This is a genomic window from Aeromonas sp. R5-4, from assembly GCF_040908215.1.
GTDB lineage: Bacteria > Pseudomonadota > Gammaproteobacteria > Enterobacterales > Aeromonadaceae > Aeromonas > Aeromonas veronii.
Genome location: NZ_JBFODG010000029.1, coordinates 1 through 15,548, shown reverse-complemented (window position 1 = coordinate 15,548; position 15,548 = coordinate 1). Strand labels below are relative to the sequence as shown.

The 15,548-nt window shown below is 60.7% G+C and carries 11 protein-coding genes, 1 tRNA gene and 1 rRNA gene; 3 read left to right on the top strand and 10 right to left on the bottom strand.

Annotation, left to right across the window (positions count from 1 at the left end):
• The first annotated feature begins 105 nt into the window (after window positions 1-105).
• Together AB5Y83_RS14735 and fghA are read left to right on the top strand one after the other, a co-directional pair.
• Window positions 106-1,233 carry an S-(hydroxymethyl)glutathione dehydrogenase/class III alcohol dehydrogenase gene (locus AB5Y83_RS14735; protein WP_058056263.1) on the top strand — a complete coding sequence of 376 codons (1,128 nt, stop codon included), beginning with the start codon at window positions 106-108 and terminating at the stop codon, window positions 1,231-1,233.
• A gap of 48 nt (window positions 1,234-1,281) precedes the next feature.
• Window positions 1,282-2,118, top strand: a complete 837-nt coding sequence (fghA, locus tag AB5Y83_RS14730; protein WP_368175415.1) for an S-formylglutathione hydrolase — start codon at window positions 1,282-1,284, stop codon at window positions 2,116-2,118.
• A 49-nt stretch (window positions 2,119-2,167) separates the two neighbouring features.
• Here fghA and AB5Y83_RS14725 read toward each other — a convergent pair whose 3' ends face one another.
• Complete coding sequence (locus AB5Y83_RS14725) at window positions 2,168-2,890, bottom strand: head GIN domain-containing protein (RefSeq protein WP_115522876.1); 723 nt, start codon at window positions 2,888-2,890, stop codon at window positions 2,168-2,170.
• Between the two features lie 394 nt (window positions 2,891-3,284).
• Here AB5Y83_RS14725 and ovoA point away from each other — a divergent pair, with 394 nt between their 5' ends.
• Window positions 3,285-5,435 carry a 5-histidylcysteine sulfoxide synthase gene (gene ovoA / locus AB5Y83_RS14720; RefSeq protein WP_368175414.1) on the top strand — a complete coding sequence of 717 codons (2,151 nt, stop codon included), beginning with the start codon at window positions 3,285-3,287 and terminating at the stop codon, window positions 5,433-5,435.
• Between the two features lie 79 nt (window positions 5,436-5,514).
• On the opposite strand, the gene AB5Y83_RS14715 is transcribed toward ovoA, so the two are convergent.
• The 9 genes from AB5Y83_RS14715 to AB5Y83_RS14675 form a co-directional block, all read right to left on the bottom strand.
• Window positions 5,515-6,465 (bottom strand): bile acid:sodium symporter family protein, encoded by a 951-nt coding sequence (locus AB5Y83_RS14715; RefSeq protein ID WP_368175413.1) that lies wholly within the window; start codon window positions 6,463-6,465, stop codon window positions 5,515-5,517.
• 295 nt (window positions 6,466-6,760) lie between these two features.
• Window positions 6,761-8,206, bottom strand: coding sequence for an amino acid permease (locus AB5Y83_RS14710; RefSeq protein WP_245132220.1), 1,446 nt, complete (start codon window positions 8,204-8,206; stop codon window positions 6,761-6,763).
• A gap of 166 nt (window positions 8,207-8,372) precedes the next feature.
• The gene (locus tag AB5Y83_RS14705; protein WP_026080427.1) at window positions 8,373-8,711 is read right to left on the bottom strand and encodes a tRNA-binding protein; all 339 of its coding nucleotides are present in this window, start codon (window positions 8,709-8,711) and stop codon (window positions 8,373-8,375) included.
• Between the two features lie 76 nt (window positions 8,712-8,787).
• Window positions 8,788-10,233 carry an amino acid permease gene (locus tag AB5Y83_RS14700; RefSeq protein ID WP_245132218.1) on the bottom strand — a complete coding sequence of 482 codons (1,446 nt, stop codon included), beginning with the start codon at window positions 10,231-10,233 and terminating at the stop codon, window positions 8,788-8,790.
• A gap of 101 nt (window positions 10,234-10,334) precedes the next feature.
• On the bottom strand, window positions 10,335-10,790 hold the full coding sequence (locus AB5Y83_RS14695; protein WP_194759672.1) for a beta-galactosidase subunit beta: 456 nt from the start codon (window positions 10,788-10,790) through the stop codon (window positions 10,335-10,337).
• On the bottom strand, window positions 10,787-13,861 hold the full coding sequence (gene ebgA, locus AB5Y83_RS14690) for a beta-galactosidase subunit alpha (RefSeq protein WP_368175412.1): 3,075 nt from the start codon (window positions 13,859-13,861) through the stop codon (window positions 10,787-10,789). Before ebgA ends, AB5Y83_RS14695 begins: the two co-directional genes overlap by 4 nt.
• A 321-nt stretch (window positions 13,862-14,182) precedes the next feature.
• Entirely contained in the window at window positions 14,183-15,148 is a 966-nt protein-coding gene (gene ebgR / locus AB5Y83_RS14685; protein ID WP_368175411.1) for a transcriptional regulator EbgR, read from the bottom strand.
• A 165-nt stretch (window positions 15,149-15,313) separates the two neighbouring features.
• Window positions 15,314-15,428: ribosomal RNA gene (gene rrf, locus AB5Y83_RS14680) — 5S ribosomal RNA — on the bottom strand.
• Window positions 15,429-15,455: 27 nt separating this feature from the next.
• Window positions 15,456-15,531 (bottom strand) — tRNA-Thr (locus AB5Y83_RS14675).
• Window positions 15,532-15,548: the final 17 nt, after the last annotated feature.

Here is a 15,548-nt window from a genome sequence, read left to right as displayed (position 1 = left end):
AAAGTGATTTGAGATTTGCCCTCATTATCACCAAATCGGCGGGAAACTACACTGAATGCCCGAACTCATCTCTGTTCACCCTGCTCAACAAGAAGGATGTCATTCATGGCACAGGTTCAAAGCATCAAGTGTAAAGCCGCCATCGCCTGGGGCCCGGGTCAGCCCCTCTCCATCGAAGAAGTAGAAGTCATGCCGCCGCAAGCGGGCGAGGTGCGGGTGCGCATCGTCGCGACCGGCGTCTGTCACACCGATGCCTTCACCCTCTCCGGTGAAGATCCGGAAGGGGTCTTCCCCTGCATCCTCGGCCACGAGGGGGGCGGCATCGTCGAATCCGTCGGCGAAGGCGTCACCAGCGTCAAGGTGGGCGATCACGTGATCCCGCTCTACACCCCCGAGTGCGGCGAGTGCAAGTTCTGCAAATCCGGCAAGACCAACCTATGCCAGAAGATCCGCGCCACTCAGGGCAAGGGGCTGATGCCGGACGGCACCACCCGTTTCTCGAAAGATGGCCAGCCCATCTATCACTACATGGGCACCTCCACCTTCAGCGAATACACGGTACTGCCGGAGATCTCCATCGCCAAGGTGGACCCGGCCGCCCCGCTGGAGGAGGTCTGCCTGCTCGGCTGCGGCGTCACCACCGGCATCGGCGCCGTGATGAACACCGCCAAGGTGAAGGAGGGTGAGAGCGTCGCCATCTTCGGTCTGGGGGGCATCGGCCTCTCGGCGGTGATCGGGGCTCGTCTGGCCAAGGCCGGTCGCATCATCGCCATCGACATCAACGAGAGCAAGTTCGAACTGGCCCGCAAGCTGGGCGCCACCGACTGCATCAACCCGAACGACTACGACAAACCGATTCAGGAGGTGATCGTCGAGCTGACCGACGGCGGCGTCGACTTCTCCTTCGAGTGCATCGGCAACGTCAAGGTGATGCGTGCGGCGCTGGAGTGCTGCCACAAGGGTTGGGGTGAGTCGGTCATCATCGGCGTCGCCGGAGCGGGTCAGGAGATCAGCACCCGTCCGTTCCAACTGGTGACCGGTCGGGTCTGGCGCGGCAGCGCCTTCGGCGGGGTACGCGGTCGCAGCGAACTGCCGAGCTATGTGCAGCGCTACATGCAGGGCGAGTTCCGCCTCGATGACTTCATCACCCACACCATGCCGCTGGAGCAGATCAACGAGGCATTTGATCTGATGCATGAAGGCAAGAGCATCCGCACCGTCATCCACTACTGAGCATGATCGCCCCGCCCGCCATCGTGGGCGGGGTACAGGAGTCCTTCGATGAATCTGGAGATTATCAGCAGCAACAAGAGCTTCGGCGGCTGGCATAAGCGCTATCGCCACCACGCCAGCGTGCTCGGCTGCGAGATGAGTTTTGCCATCTATCTGCCGCCCCAGGCCCTCACCGGCCAGAAGGTGCCCGTGCTCTACTGGCTCAGCGGCCTCACCTGCACCGATGAGAACCTCATGCAGAAGGCGGGTGCCCAGCGCATCGCCGCCGAGCTTGGCATCGCCCTGGTGGCACCGGACACCAGCCCCCGCGGCGACGGCGTAGCGGACGATCCCGGTTATGACCTCGGCATGGGCGCAGGTTTTTACGTCAATGCCAGCCAGAGCCCCTGGCAGGCGCACTACCAGATGTATGACTACGTCACCCGCGAGCTGCCTGACTTGATAGAGACCCACTTCCCGGTCTCGACTCGGCGCGCCATCAGCGGCCACTCCATGGGCGGTCACGGGGCGCTGATCGCCGCGCTGCGGGAGCCGGGTCGCTACCGCTCGGTCTCGGCGTTCAGCCCGATCTGCCACCCGAGCCGCTGCCCCTGGGGCCAGAAGGCGCTCGGGGCGTATCTCGGCAGCAATCCCTTGTTGTGGCAGGAGTGGGATGCCTGCCAACTGCTGCGCCACCAGCCAGTCACGCCGCTGCCAACCTTGGTGGATGTGGGGCTCGATGATCCCTTCCTCGCCGAGCAGCTGCATATCGATGCGCTGGCCGAGGTGGCCGCCAGCAAGGAGTGGCCGCTGGAGCTCAACCGCCACGAGGGCTATGACCACAGCTACTACTTCGTGGCGAGCTTTATCGAGGCGCACCTGCGCTTTCACGCCAACCACCTCTGATCAAACAGGCCCATAACGGGCCTGTTTCAGTTGTGGTGATCGGTTGGCTTCAGCTGCCCGCTCGGGTCACTCCGCCGGAGCCCACGATCTGCTGCTCCACCTCGGGGTCACCCCAGTAGGTGATGTTGCCAGTGCCTGCGATGCCGATCTTGAGCGTCTGCTGGGCCCGCACCTCCACATCACCGCTGCCGGCGATATTGACCTCGACCTCGTTGCCACGCATTTCGCTGCCCAGCACATCGCCAGCACCGGCAATGTTCAGCTCGATGCTGGCGGCAGAGCCGCTCCCCAGATCCAGGCTGCCTGCACCAGCGATATTGCCTTTCAATCGCTGTACCTCCAGCTGGCTGGCGACGATACCACCTGTTCCCGCCACTGACAGCTCCAGCGCCTCACCCTTGAAACCGCTCAGATCGCCGTTGCCGGTACCTGCCAGCGCCATTTCACTGAGCTCTGGCAGGGTGATGGTGATCTCCAGCGGTTCGGTAGGCCGCAGCTGGTAACCCTCCTTTACCTCGATCTCCAGCTTGCTGCCGCGCTCGGTCAGCTCCAGATAGGGCAAGAGATTTGCCTGCCCCTTGATGAGGATGCCGCGCTGCTCCCCTGCCACCAGATGGAGGGTAGCTGGAGTTCCCGCCAGCACCCGGGTCACCCGCTCGCCCAGCGCCTGCTGGCGCTCGACCGGGACACCTTCCCCCTTGATCTCGGTGTCGGCAAAGACGTTGCAACCTCCCATCACCAACGCCACCAAGACGCCAATCATCCACCGCATAACTGTTCTCCTTTTTATTTATTGATAAGCCACCTGACTGGCCCTGTTCGAAACCACAAAAATAGAGGCCGTATGAAACCACAGTTAGCAATGGCCATGCCAGACCATAACTATATGATTTTCAATAAAAATAAAATCAACAGTAAGATGTGATACGCACAAAAAGATCCATTTAGACCACCATTTGGCGAATTTGACCCCCCCCTAACAGGCAGGTGGAGAGCTGGCTGGCGGGTCGTCCTGCCGGTCACTATGCTGACAGCCCGTGGAAGTTTTTGATTGCCCTGCCGGTCTGTTGAGCCAATAGTGGTACTTCGTGCGTACCAAGCTCTCCATTGCGGTAATCTCATTACCACTGTCTTGTCAGTCTTCACTGCCAACAAGGAGTCAGAGCGTGACCCAAGCAAGCCCTCTCTATTCCACTGCCACCGGTCTGCCGGAGCCGACTCGCACCCCGTTGCTGACCGGCAGCGATCCCGAGCAGAAACGGCGCGAGCTGCTCACCTACTTCTGCCAGACCTTCGATCTCTACGACTCGCTGTTCGACTGTCTGGCCGATGAGCGGGCCTGGTTCAACAAGGCGATCCCGCTACGCCACCCGCTCATCTTCTACTACGGCCACACCGCCGCCTTCTTTATCAACAAGCTGCTGGCGGCACGCCTGATCGATCAGCGGCTGGATGCCCGCATCGAGGCCATGGTTGCCATCGGGGTGGACGAGATGAGCTGGGATGATCTGGACGAGACCCACTACGACTGGCCCAAGGTCAGCGAGCTGCGCAGCTATCGGGCCAAAGTCCGTTCGCTGGTGTGCGACTTCATTCGCCAGATGCCGCTCACCCTGCCCATCGACTGGCAGAGTCCGGCCTGGGTGATCCTGATGGGGATAGAGCACGAGCGCATCCACCTCGAGACCTCCAGTGTGCTGATCCGCCAGTTGCCGCTCGCCTGGGTGCGGCCGCAGCCTTATTGGCCCGCCTGTACCGAAGCCCGCCACCGCATTGAGCAGGTGCCCACCAACAGCCTGCTGCCGGTGGCCGGCGGCAAGGTGCGCCTTGGCAAGCGGGACGCCACCTACGGCTGGGACAACGAATATGGCGAGCGCCATATCGAGCTGGCCCCGTTTCAGGCCAGCCGCATGCTGGTGAGCAATGCCGAGTACCTCGCCTTCGTCCAGGCGGGCGGCTATAGCGAGCAACAGTGGTGGGATGAGGAGGGGTGGGGCTGGTGTCAGTACGCCAAGGCGCAGATGCCCACCTTCTGGGTGGGTGACCCCGCCGAGCCCGAACAATTGCAGCTGCGGCTGATGACCGAGCAGGTCGCCATGCCCTGGGACTGGCCAGTCGAGGTGAATCAGCTGGAGGCGGCTGCCTTCTGTCGCTGGAAGGCGGCCCGGACCGGGCTCCCCATCCAGCTGCCGAGCGAGGCAGAGTGGCAGCTGCTGCGCGAGCAGCTACCCGGCGATCAGCCGGACTGGACGGAGGCACCCGGCAATATCAATCTGGCCCGTTTCGCCTCCTCCTGCCCGGTGGATGCCTGCCCGCAAGGGGAGTTCTTCGATCTGGTGGGCAATGTCTGGCAGTGGACCAGCACCGCCATCGATGGCTTCGACGGCTTTAAAATCCACCCGCTCTACGACGACTTCTCCACCCCCACCTTTGATGGCAAGCACACCCTGATCAAGGGCGGCAGCTGGATCAGCACAGGTAACGAAGCGCTCAAATCATCCCGTTACGCCTTCCGGCGTCACTTCTTCCAGCATGCGGGTTTCCGCTATCTGGTCTCCCGTTATCAGGAACCCGTTATCGTGAATCCCTATGAAACCGACACGCTGGTCGCTCAGTACCTCGACTTCCAGTACGGCCCGAGCCACTTCGGGGTAGCCAACTACGCCAAGACGCTTGCTGATCTTGCTGGCGAGCTCTGCAGCAACCACCAGCGGGCGCTGGATATCGGCTGCGCCACCGGCCGCGCCAGCTTCGAACTGGCCCGCCACTTCCAGCATGTGGACGGGGTGGACTACTCGGCCCGCTTCATCGATGTGGCGCTGGCCCTCGCCAGTCAGAACAGCTTCCGCTACGCCATTCCGCTGGAGGGTGAACTGGTGGAGTATTGCGAGGCACGCCTGTCGAGCCACGGGCTGGGGGCAAGTCAGGCTGAGCGCATCCACTTCAGTCAGGGGGATGCCTGCAACCTCAAGCCCAAATATGACCACTACGATCTGGTGCTCGCCTCCAACCTGATCGACCGGCTGCGGGAGCCCGCCCGCTTCCTGCGGGATATCGCCCCGCGGCTGCGCAGCGGTGGCCTGCTGGTGCTCACCAGCCCCTATACCTGGCTGGCGGAATATACCCCGCCCGCCAACTGGCTCGGCGGCATTCGCGAAAACGGCGAGGCGCTCACCACCTATCAGGCGCTGCAACGGCTGCTGGCGGCTGAGTTCGAGGAGCACTGCCCGCCGCGGGATGTGCCCTTCGTCATCCGCGAGACCGCCCGCAAATACCAGCACACGGTGGCGCAGCTGACCGTCTGGCGCAAACGCTAATCCGCCGATCGGCTTATAGATGAAAAGAGGGAGGCCAACGGGCCTCCCTCTTGTTATGGCAGCAGAAACGGCGCGAGTATCAATGCCCCTGCTCGTGATAGCGGCGCGCCAGCACGGCGCAGACCATCAGCTGGATCTGGTGGAAGATCATCAGCGGCAGCACCATCACCCCGACGCTGGCGGCCGGGAACATGACGTTGGCCATCGGCACCCCGTTGGCGAGGCTCTTCTTGGAGCCGCAGAAAACGATGGTGATCTCGTCCGCCTTGTCGAAGCCGAGACGACGGCTGATCCAGACGTTCCAGCAGAGCACCAGCGCCAGCAAGACGCAGCTCAGCAGCACGATACTGGCCAGATCGTACCAGCCGACCTGGTGCCAAATCCCCTGCACCACCGCCTCGCTGAAGGCGACGTAGACCACCAGCAGGATGGAGCTCTGATCCAGCTTGCCGATGAGCGGGCGGTGGCTATCGACCCAGCGACCGATGAGCGGGCGCGACAGGTGGCCTACCACGAACGGCAGCATCAGCTGCATCATGATGGACTGAATGGAGTGCCAGGTGTCGATCCCCTCCCCCTGCACGTGGATCATCATCCCCACCAGCACCGGCGAGAGGAAGATCCCGAGGATGCTGGAGGCCGAGGCGCTGCACACCGCCGCCGACACATTGCCCCCCGCCATCGAGGTGAAGGCAATGGCCGACTGCACGGTGGCTGGCAAAGCGCAGAGATAGAGGAAGCCGAGGTAGATGGCCGAGCTCAGCCAGCCCGGTACCAGCGGGGTGAGCAGCAGCCCGAGCAGCGGAAACAGCACGAAGGTGCTGAGCATCACCACCAGATGGAGCCGCCAGTGACCGAGGCCCGCCAGCAGGTTCTGGCGCGACAGCTTGGCGCCATGCATGAAGAACAGGAGCGCCACCGCCAGCTTGGTCAGCAGACCGAACCAGACGGCTACCTGCCCCTCGCAGGGAAAGAGGGAGGCCAGGGTGACCACCGCAATCAGCACAACAGTAAAGGGATCCAGACGCACGAAAGGTCTCCATCAGAAGGGCATCCTGCTGCCGTGGCGACAGTCAGGATTGGGGAGGACAAGAAACAGAGCGGGAGATGTCTGGCACCTCCCGCTAAAACGAACCTCCAGCTTACCCCGATAACGGAGAGGCGCAAAGTTGAGCGGCGAATAATTGTTCATCAATGCTTAACGCCTTCGCCATATCGAGTAGCAAAAGTTGACGATAAACCGGCCCTGACAGCTCCCAAACGGCTAAAAATGGATAAAAAAACGGGCGACCAAGGCCGCCCGTTCCGTTTTTTCACTCAGCCGATCAGCGCTGGCTTGCCAGCGTGCCGTTGCCGGTTTTCTTCTCATTGCCGGCGAGCTTGCCGGCCTGCCGCTTCTCGAAGCGGGAGATCCACCAGTAGGCCAGCGCCGAGAAGACCGCGGTCATAAAGACGTTGATGAAGAAGGCGCGCACCAGATCCACCCCGGCCGGGAAGGCGGAGGCACTCATGCTCACCACGAAGATGGCGATCAGCACCGACACCACGCCCATCCCGAACTTGCGCGACCCCATGCGGAAGTCACGGGGGATGTCGTCATGTTTCCAGCGAAACACGAAGTAGGCCACCATGATGAAGATCGGCGGCAGCATGGCGGTACCGGCGGTGAGGTTGATGGCAGTGTTCATCATCTGCTGCACCGACTCGGAGCCGAAGCCGTTGACCACCAGCATCGCGAACACGAAGACAAACTGCCACCAGGCGGCGCGCACCGGCACGCCGTGCTCGTTGAGCTGGGTGGTTTTCTCGCCGTAAACCCCCTTCGGGATCTCGGAGAAGTGGATCTTCACCGGCGCCGAGGTCCACATCATCATGGAGCCGAACATGGCGATAAACAGCACCACGCCGACGAAGCGGCCAACCAGCGCCTCGGAGAGACCGAAGTACTGCGCCATGCCGGTGAAGATCTCCACCATGCCGCCGGCATAGGTGAGGCTCTCGCGCGGCACGAACACGTTAACCAGCAGGGAACCGACCGCATACATGGCACCGATGACAATACCGGCACTGATGATCACCTTGATGAAGGACTTCTGGCCCCCCTTCACGTCATTGAGGTAGGCCGCCGCCGTCTCGGCACCGCCCGCCGCCTGAAAGATCCAGCACATGATACCGAGCGTCGCCCAGTTGACGGTGGGAGTCATCGCCGCCAGCGTGATGGGCTGGGCCGGCACATGATCGCCACTCAGAGCCATCAGGGCGCCCAGCACATAGATGGCGAACAGGGCAAATACCCCGTAGGCCACGATCTCGGCAATTTTGCCGAGCCAGCTCGCCCCCTTGGTGGAGATATGGGTCGCCGCCGCAAACAGCACGATGGAGATGATCGAGGTGACCATGGGGGAGAAACTGTACTCATAGCCCAGCATGGCGTAGGAGGCGTAGGCGATGACGTTGGGCAGCAATGAGACGAACCAGAACAGGTTCACGAACCAGTAAAGAAAAGAGCCCAGATAGGCCATCCGGGTGCCGAGCGGTTTTTTCAGCCAGTCGTACATCCCCGACTCGGAGTTTTTATTGGCCGAGACGAACTCGGCGATGATGAAGACGAACGGGATGAAGTAGACGATGGTCGCCAGCAGGAAGATGGGGGCGGAGCTGAGCCCCAGCTCGATGTTGTTGTTGACGATGTTGCGCACGTTGAACACGGCGGCAAAGGTCATCGACAACAGGGCAAACTTGCCTATGGTGCCGCGTACGGATTCAGACATGGTGTCCTCCAGTGGACTTGCGCTCCCTGCGGGTAACGCTGTAACTCTGTGATGTGTTCGGCAAGGGTCTGTCGGCCCCGCCCTTTACTCTCTTGTTATGATCGGGCCGCGTGGACGACCTCGTTGGTGAACCGGTACCGTCTCCCGCACCGGCTCGCAATACCATTCAGACGATCGGAGTGCCCGGCGCCATCGGCACCCGCGGTTGCAACAGCACGCTCTGGCTCTCGTCCGGGGTCTCGGCGCAGAGCAACATGCACTCGGAACGCTCACCGCGCATCCTGGTGGGCTTGAGGTTGGTCAGTACCACCACCTCGCTGCCCATCAGCTCCTCTTCGCTGTAGTAGGGCACCAGACTGGTGACGGTCTGCAGCGGCCGCTCGCCACCCACGTCGATCTGGACGATGTAGAGTTTGTCGGCACCGGGGTGGCGCACCACCTCCAACACCTTGCCCACCTTCATCTCGACCCGTTTGAATTCGGCAAACTCGATCGTCTCGCTCATGCTCTTTTCCTTTTCTGGTTCAACGGTTTGCGGGTGGCCAACGGCCACCCGGTTTTATTCGGATTCAATGCAGTGGCTATGGCGTCTGCATGGCAACCTGCGCTGTCGGCTGGGCCTCTTTCGCGCGTGCTTCGGCGCTAAGGGAGACTTCGTATCTGTTGTATTTCCACCAGGCGAAGCCGAGGAAAATCACGATCCCGCCGACGTTGTAGAAGATGATGGTCATGATGTCGGCGCCGGTCGGGAAGGTGGAGGCGAGGAAGCCCACCGAGAAGATGGCGATCAGCACCGAGACCACGGCGATGCCGGTGGTGCGCGAACCCATCCTGAAATCCCGCGGCAGGTGATCGAGCTTCAGACGCAGATTGAGGTAGGCCAGCATGATGAACAGCGGCGGCAGCATGGAAGCGGCGGCGGTCATGTTGATAACGGTGTTCATCAGATCCTGCGCGGTGTTGGAGCCCAGAGTCGGGATCACCATCAGCGGCAGCACGATAAGGTACTGGATCCAGGCTGCACGGGCGGGCACGCCGTTCTCGTTCAGCTCGACGGTTTTCTTGCCGAAGATACCGGCCGGGATTTCGGAGAAGAAGATCTTCACCGGGGTCGCCGTCCACATCAGCAGGGAGCCGAACATGGCGGTGAAGGAGACCAGCCCGACGAAGCGGTTCATCAGGCTCTCCGGCAAACCGAAGTAAGCCGCCAGCCCCTCGAACACCTGCACCGAGCCGCCGGTGTATTTCAGTGTGTCGCTGTGGACGAAGACGTTGATCAACAGCGATGCGATGGAGTAGAGCACCCCGATAAAGATCCCGGCGACGATGATCACCTTCACGAAGGATTTGGAGCCCCCTTTCACGTCATTGACGTAGACCGCCACTGACTCGGCGCCACCGGCTGCCATAAAGATCCAGGTAGTGATGCCGAGGAAGGCCCAGCTGAAGTCGGGGACCATGGCCTCTACCGTGATGGGGTCAGCCGGTTGCACGCCGCCCACCAGTGCCGCACCTGCCAGCAGTATGTAGGAGAGGGTCAGCAGCAGCATCAGGGACGAGGTCACCGAGGTGATGGGGCCGAGCATCTTGGCGCCGTTGGTGGAGACGTAGGTGGCAAAGGCGAACAGCACCATGCTCAATGCCGTGGTCGCCACCGGAGTGAGAATGTACTCGTAGCCGAGGAAGGCATAGGAGGCGTAGGCGATGACCCGCGGCAGTAGCGAGGTGAAGAAGAAGAGGTTCACGAACCAATAGGTGTAGGCGGAGATAAAGGCCCAGCGCCCGCCGAGGGAACTCTTCACCCAGGCATAGACGCCCGCTTCGGAGTTCTTATTCAGTGACACAAATTCCGCAATGATCAGGCAAAACGGAATGAAGTAAAAAATGGTGGCCAGAAAGAACATCGGGGCCGAGGCCAGACCGATCTCGATGTTGTTGTTGATGACGTTGTTGAAGCTGAATACCGCCGCGAAGGTGAGCGACAGCAGACCAAACTTGCCTATCGTGTTGCGTTTGGAATCAGACATGGTGCATCTCCAGACCTGTAGTTATCTCGCGAAAGGGCGGGGTATGGGTTGTAGGGTGAACCCCGCCCTTCCGGCTTTGTCAGTGCAGAACCGGCGGCTTGTTATTTGTTCTTGAAGTAGCCGCCTTCGACGGTGACCTTGATGATCACCTTGCGCACCGGGCTGTCGCCGACGAATCGGTAGGCCTCGTCGTTCTCGAAGATCACCACCTGACCATTGCCGACCTGCTGGCGCTCACGCACCTCGCCTGCCAACCACTCGCGGTCGGTGGTGTCGTCATAGGCCTGCTCGACCGCCAGCTCCGATTTGGGGGCCCACTCCACCGTCTCTGCTCCTTCCAGGTAGTAGTGGACGTCGAAGTAGCGGCGCTGCCCCTCGAACAGTGAGGTGGCCGGGCTGGCCCCCTCCTGCAAGCGGTAGGTGAGGGAGTCACCGATGGAGTGGCAGATGCCGGGCTTGAGGTTCGGCAGGTTGTTGATGGCCTCCACGCAGCGGCCCCACTTCTTGCCCTCCCGGTAGATGTTTTTGAACAGGGTCAGGTTGTCCAGGGTGATCATGCGAGGTTCCTCCCGCCGTTGATGGTGAGATCGAGCCCGGCCAGCGCAGCCGGATTGAGGTTGCCACGGGCAATGGGCAGCAGGGTCAGGCCGAAGCTGAACGGCTCGAAGCGCACCCGCCAGGAGTCCAGCACCTCGGAGCCCCAGGAGTTGGAACCGAGCCCCAGCACCTTGTGATCCAGATTGAGGGTGAGATAACCACTTGGCTCCAGCTCGTTGATGTGTTGCGCCGCGTGGATATGCTCCCAGCTGTAGGGCCAGACGCTCAGGTTGATGGGGGCATCAGGCCGCACGTAGAGACCGGCGCCGTGACGGTTGGTCAGGGTCGCCCAGCGCACCTGCTGGCGGTTGCCGTTGTCCTGCGGGAAGGGGTAGTGCTCCCACATCTCGCTGACTGTGCTCTGGAAGCTGTCGATCCAGTTGCTCTGGCGGCTGTCCTGATAGTTCTCGCCCGGACCCATGCCGTAGTAGTGCACCCGGTCGAGATCCTGGCGAATACCCAGCTCGAAGCCGATCTTGGGAATGATGTCGTCATAACCGCCGTAGGGCTGGCCGGAGAGCGCCACGTGCAGCTGACCGTTCGGGCTCAGGGTGTAGACGTAGCGACAGCGCATACCGAAGTCGAACACCGGCGGCGCGATCAGGCTCTCGACCGTCACCTCGACCGCCTCACCCAGCTGGCGCCAGCTCAGAGTGCGGAAGTGCTCCTGCATGATCTGCAGGTGGTTCGGGTGCCACAGGCTCTCGTACTCCTGCTTGTGGTTGTCGATCATCGGCTTGAAGAAGGTGAGGCGCGGCGAGCGCTCAATCAGCTCATTTCCATCCTGCAGCCAGCTCACCAGCTTGCCGTCGAGGCGTGAGAAACGCAGGGCAAAGCCGCTGCCGCTCAAGGTCAGCGCGAGGCGCTCATCAGCGATATCCAACGGAGTAGCGTTGGGATTGGCAAAGGGCTGCAGCTGGCGAGTCGACTCTTTCAGCTGGAACTGGTACTGGCCCAGCTGGTGCTCCGCCGCGCTGTAACGGGTGGCGGTGGCCTTGATGACCCGCAGCTGGACGAAGGTTTCCCGCCCATCGAGCGTGGGCAGCTCGAGTTGCAACTCGGTGATGGCACCGGGAGCCACCCCTTCCAACCGGATTTGCTGGCTGGCCAGCAGCTCGCCCTCGGCCTTCACCTCGACCAGCAGGCGGATATCGTCGAGAGTGGAGAACCAGTAGCGGTTTTCCACTTCCAGGTTGCCGCTCGCCAGATCCAGCGCGCGCACCTTGACCGGGCAGATCACCTGCTTGTATTCGCGCAGGCCCGGCCCCGGGGTCTGATCCGGATAGATGAGGCCATCCATGCAGAAGTTGTAGTTGTTGGGGTAGTCGCCGTAGTCGCCGCCGTACTTGTAGACGGCACGCCCCTGCTCGTCCTGATCCAGAATGCCGTGATCGCACCACTCCCAGATGTAGTGGCCCTGAATGTGGGGATGGCGGTCGAACACCTGCTGATATTCGCTGAGGCCACCCGGGCCGTTACCCATGGCGTGGGCGTATTCGCAGAGGATGCGCGGCTTCTCCATCGGGAACTCGCCGAAGCAGTTCATCTGGGAGACGCGCGAATACATGGTGCTCACCACATCCACCACCTCGGCATCGCGATCCTCTTCGTAGTGCACCAGCCGGGTCGGGTCGATCGCCTTGCAGCGCTGGTACATGGCTCTGATGTTGCAGCCGTAGCCGGACTCGTTGCCGAGCGACCAGATGATGATGGAGGGGTGATTCTTCTGGGCGTGAACATGGCGCTCGATGCGATCCACGAACACCGGCTCCCAGAAGGGATCGTCGGTGATGCGGCTGAGATCGCCAACGTTGGCAAAACCGTGGGTCTCCACGTCGGTCTCCGCCATCACGAACAGGCCGTACTGGTCGCACAGCTCATAGAAGCGCGGGTCATTCGGGTAGTGGGCGGTGCGCACCGAGTTGAGGTTGTGCTGCTTCATCAGCACGATATCGCGCTCCACCCGATCCATGCCGACCGCGCGGCTCTTGAGGTGGTCGTTGTCGTGGCGGTTCACCCCGTGCAGCTTGAGGTAGTGGCCGTTGACGTAGAAGAGGCCATCCTTGACCTTGATTTCACGCACCCCGACCCGCTGCGGGATCACTTCCAGCAGCTCACCCTGACCATTGTAGAGGGAGAGTTGCAGCTGATAGAGGTAAGGGTCTTCGGCGCTCCACAGATGGGGGGTGGCCAGATCCAGCATGAAGCGGCAGTCACACTTGCCATCGATGGCGAGATGGTCGAGTGAGCCGCTGGCGATCTCGCGGCCCTGATCCAGCAGCGACCAGACCAGACGGTGATCACGGGCGGGCGCCCCCAGATTTTCCAGCTGGAGATCGCAGCTCAGGGTTGCGCTTTGATTGTCATCGGCCAGCGCGGTGCGGATGAAGAAGTCCTGCACATGGGCGGCCGGTTTGCCCACCAGATAGACGTCGCGGAAGATCCCCGCCATCCACCACATGTCCTGATCTTCGATATAGGTGGAGTCGGCCCACTGCATCACCCGCACTGACAGCAGGTTCTCGCCAACCTTGGCGTAGGCACTGATATCGAACTCGGCGGTGAGACGACTGCCCTTGCTGAAGCCGACGTAGTGGCCGTTCACATAGACCTCGAAGTAGGTCTCCACCCCGTCAAACTTGATGATCACCTGCTCGCCGTCCCAGGCAGGGCTCAGCGTGAAGCTGCGCTGATAGGCGCCGGTGGGGTTGTTGGTCGGCACGAAGGGCACATCGATGGGGAAGGGAAAACCTTCGTCGGTGTACTGCAGCTGGCCATGCCCTTCCATCTGCCACATGTTGGGCACGGTGATCTGGCCCCACTCGCTCATGGGGCTGTGATAGAAGGCCTCTGGTACCTGCAGGGGGTGGTCGAAGTAGTGGAACTGCCACTGGCCGCCAAGGCTCAGAAAACGGCGGCTCAGCTCGCGCTGCATGGTAGCCGCCAGCCCGTGGTCGGCATAAGAGAAGAAGTAGGCGCGCGGGGCCAGCCTGTTTTCACCTACGAATTGGACGTTTTCCCAGTTATTCACATGTCCTCCCGGAACAAGGCAACGTTAACTGGGTAAACTCTAGATAAAAATTTACTAAATATCAGCTTTGAATTGGTAAAGTTTTAACCTGATCACAATGAACAGATGGTTTTGTGAGCGAGATCAGAAGCGGGAGATAAAGGAGGGCAAGATATGGATGAGTGGCATAGATATTGATAGCCGTTGGCTGAACTGCAATAAAATCAACTACAAAACAATACGATATGACGTCACGGGATGATATGGGAAATAAGTTTACTTGGGAGAGGAGTCGCACCACCGCAAGATGGCGCGACTAAAAAGCAGAATGTTTTACTAAAATCAGCGAGTGGTGCCACGCAGGGTCAACTTGCTCGGTACCAACACCCGGAGTGGAATATCCCGCTCATCTCGCAGCCGCTCAACCAGTAAATTGACCCCCTGGGAGCCCATCAACTCGGAGTGGATCCGCACCGTGGAGAGCGGCGGGAAGGTGAACTTGGCGGTCGGGATATCGTTGACGCTGATAAGCTCGATCTGCTGGGGAATCGCCAGTCCCTTCTCATGAATGGCACGCAACACACCAATCGCGATGGAGTCGGAGGCGACAAACAGCGCCTTGGGCCAATCCCCTGCCAGCATCTCCTTCGCCAACTGGTAGCCGGAAGCGCTGGAGAAGTCCCCACGATAGAGATCGCTCTCCTGCACCACCCCCAGCCGCTGGCCATAATCCCGGAAGGCCAGTTCACGCAGATCCGGATTCTCATCCTGGCCACCGATATAACCGATACGCTGGTGCCCCTGCGCGATGAAGTAATCGACGACCTGCTGGCTGATCAGGGCGAGATCCACATCAACCGAGTCGAACTCTCCCTGTGAACGGCAGTCGACAAACACCAGCTGGCTGGAACAAGCCCTGAGTTGGGCTAGGCGCTCGGCTGTGAGGGTGCCGACCACCAGAATGCCATCCACGGTGCTCAGTTCGCGCCCTTCACCACAGTTGTAGAGATGGGTCAGCTCGATATTGAGGCGGGCACTCTGGGTCTCGATACCATAACGGATGGCGAGATAGTAAGGGTCGTTGACCTCGGTACTCTGGGGATAGGCATAGACCACCAGAAAGTGCAGCTTGCTCTTGTGTACCCCCTTGCGGGCGCTGCTGGTCTTGTACTCCAGCCGTTCGGCAATCTCGAAGATCCGCTGCTTGGTCTCTTCCTTGACGCTCAGGCTGGGATCCTCGTTCAGTACCCGGGATACCGTGGCGAGAGAAACCCCCGCTTCCTGTGCAATTTCCTTCAACGTAGCCATCAATACCTCGCTGGCAGCATCACGTGTTAATCGGTAACGGCTAAAGAGTAACGGGCAATCCCTTGATAGCCCAGCACTTTTACTAAAATGCCGGCGGCATGACAGATTTTTGGAACGCAGAAATGCAAAAAGGCCTCCCGAATGGGAGGCCTCTTCTAAATAGGTGCCTGACAGTGTCCTACTCTCGCATGGCGAATGCCACACTACCATCGGCGCTACCGCGTTTCACTTCTGAGTTCGGCATGGGATCAGGTGGTTCCACGGCGCTATTGCCGTCAGGCAAAAGCTTTTAAAGCTAACTTGAAAATGGTGCTGATACCCAGAATCGAACTGGGGACCTCATCCTTACCAAGGATGCGCTCTACCGACTGAGCCATATCAGCACACTAACCGGTAAAGA

Excerpts from the sequence above, each read along its gene's own strand:
- AB5Y83_RS14735 (WP_058056263.1), top strand. The coding sequence starts at position 106 with ATGGCACAGGTTCAAAGCATCAAGTGTAAAGCCGCCATCGCCTGGGGC.
- fghA (WP_368175415.1), top strand. The coding sequence starts at position 1,282 with ATGAATCTGGAGATTATCAGCAGCAACAAGAGCTTCGGCGGCTGGCAT.
- AB5Y83_RS14725 (WP_115522876.1), bottom strand. The coding sequence starts at position 2,890 with ATGCGGTGGATGATTGGCGTCTTGGTGGCGTTGGTGATGGGAGGTTGC.
- AB5Y83_RS14710 (WP_245132220.1), bottom strand. The coding sequence starts at position 8,206 with ATGTCTGAATCCGTACGCGGCACCATAGGCAAGTTTGCCCTGTTGTCG.
- AB5Y83_RS14705 (WP_026080427.1), bottom strand. The coding sequence starts at position 8,711 with ATGAGCGAGACGATCGAGTTTGCCGAATTCAAACGGGTCGAGATGAAG.
- AB5Y83_RS14700 (WP_245132218.1), bottom strand. The coding sequence starts at position 10,233 with ATGTCTGATTCCAAACGCAACACGATAGGCAAGTTTGGTCTGCTGTCG.
- AB5Y83_RS14695 (WP_194759672.1), bottom strand. The coding sequence starts at position 10,790 with ATGATCACCCTGGACAACCTGACCCTGTTCAAAAACATCTACCGGGAG.
- ebgR (WP_368175411.1), bottom strand. The coding sequence starts at position 15,148 with ATGGCTACGTTGAAGGAAATTGCACAGGAAGCGGGGGTTTCTCTCGCC.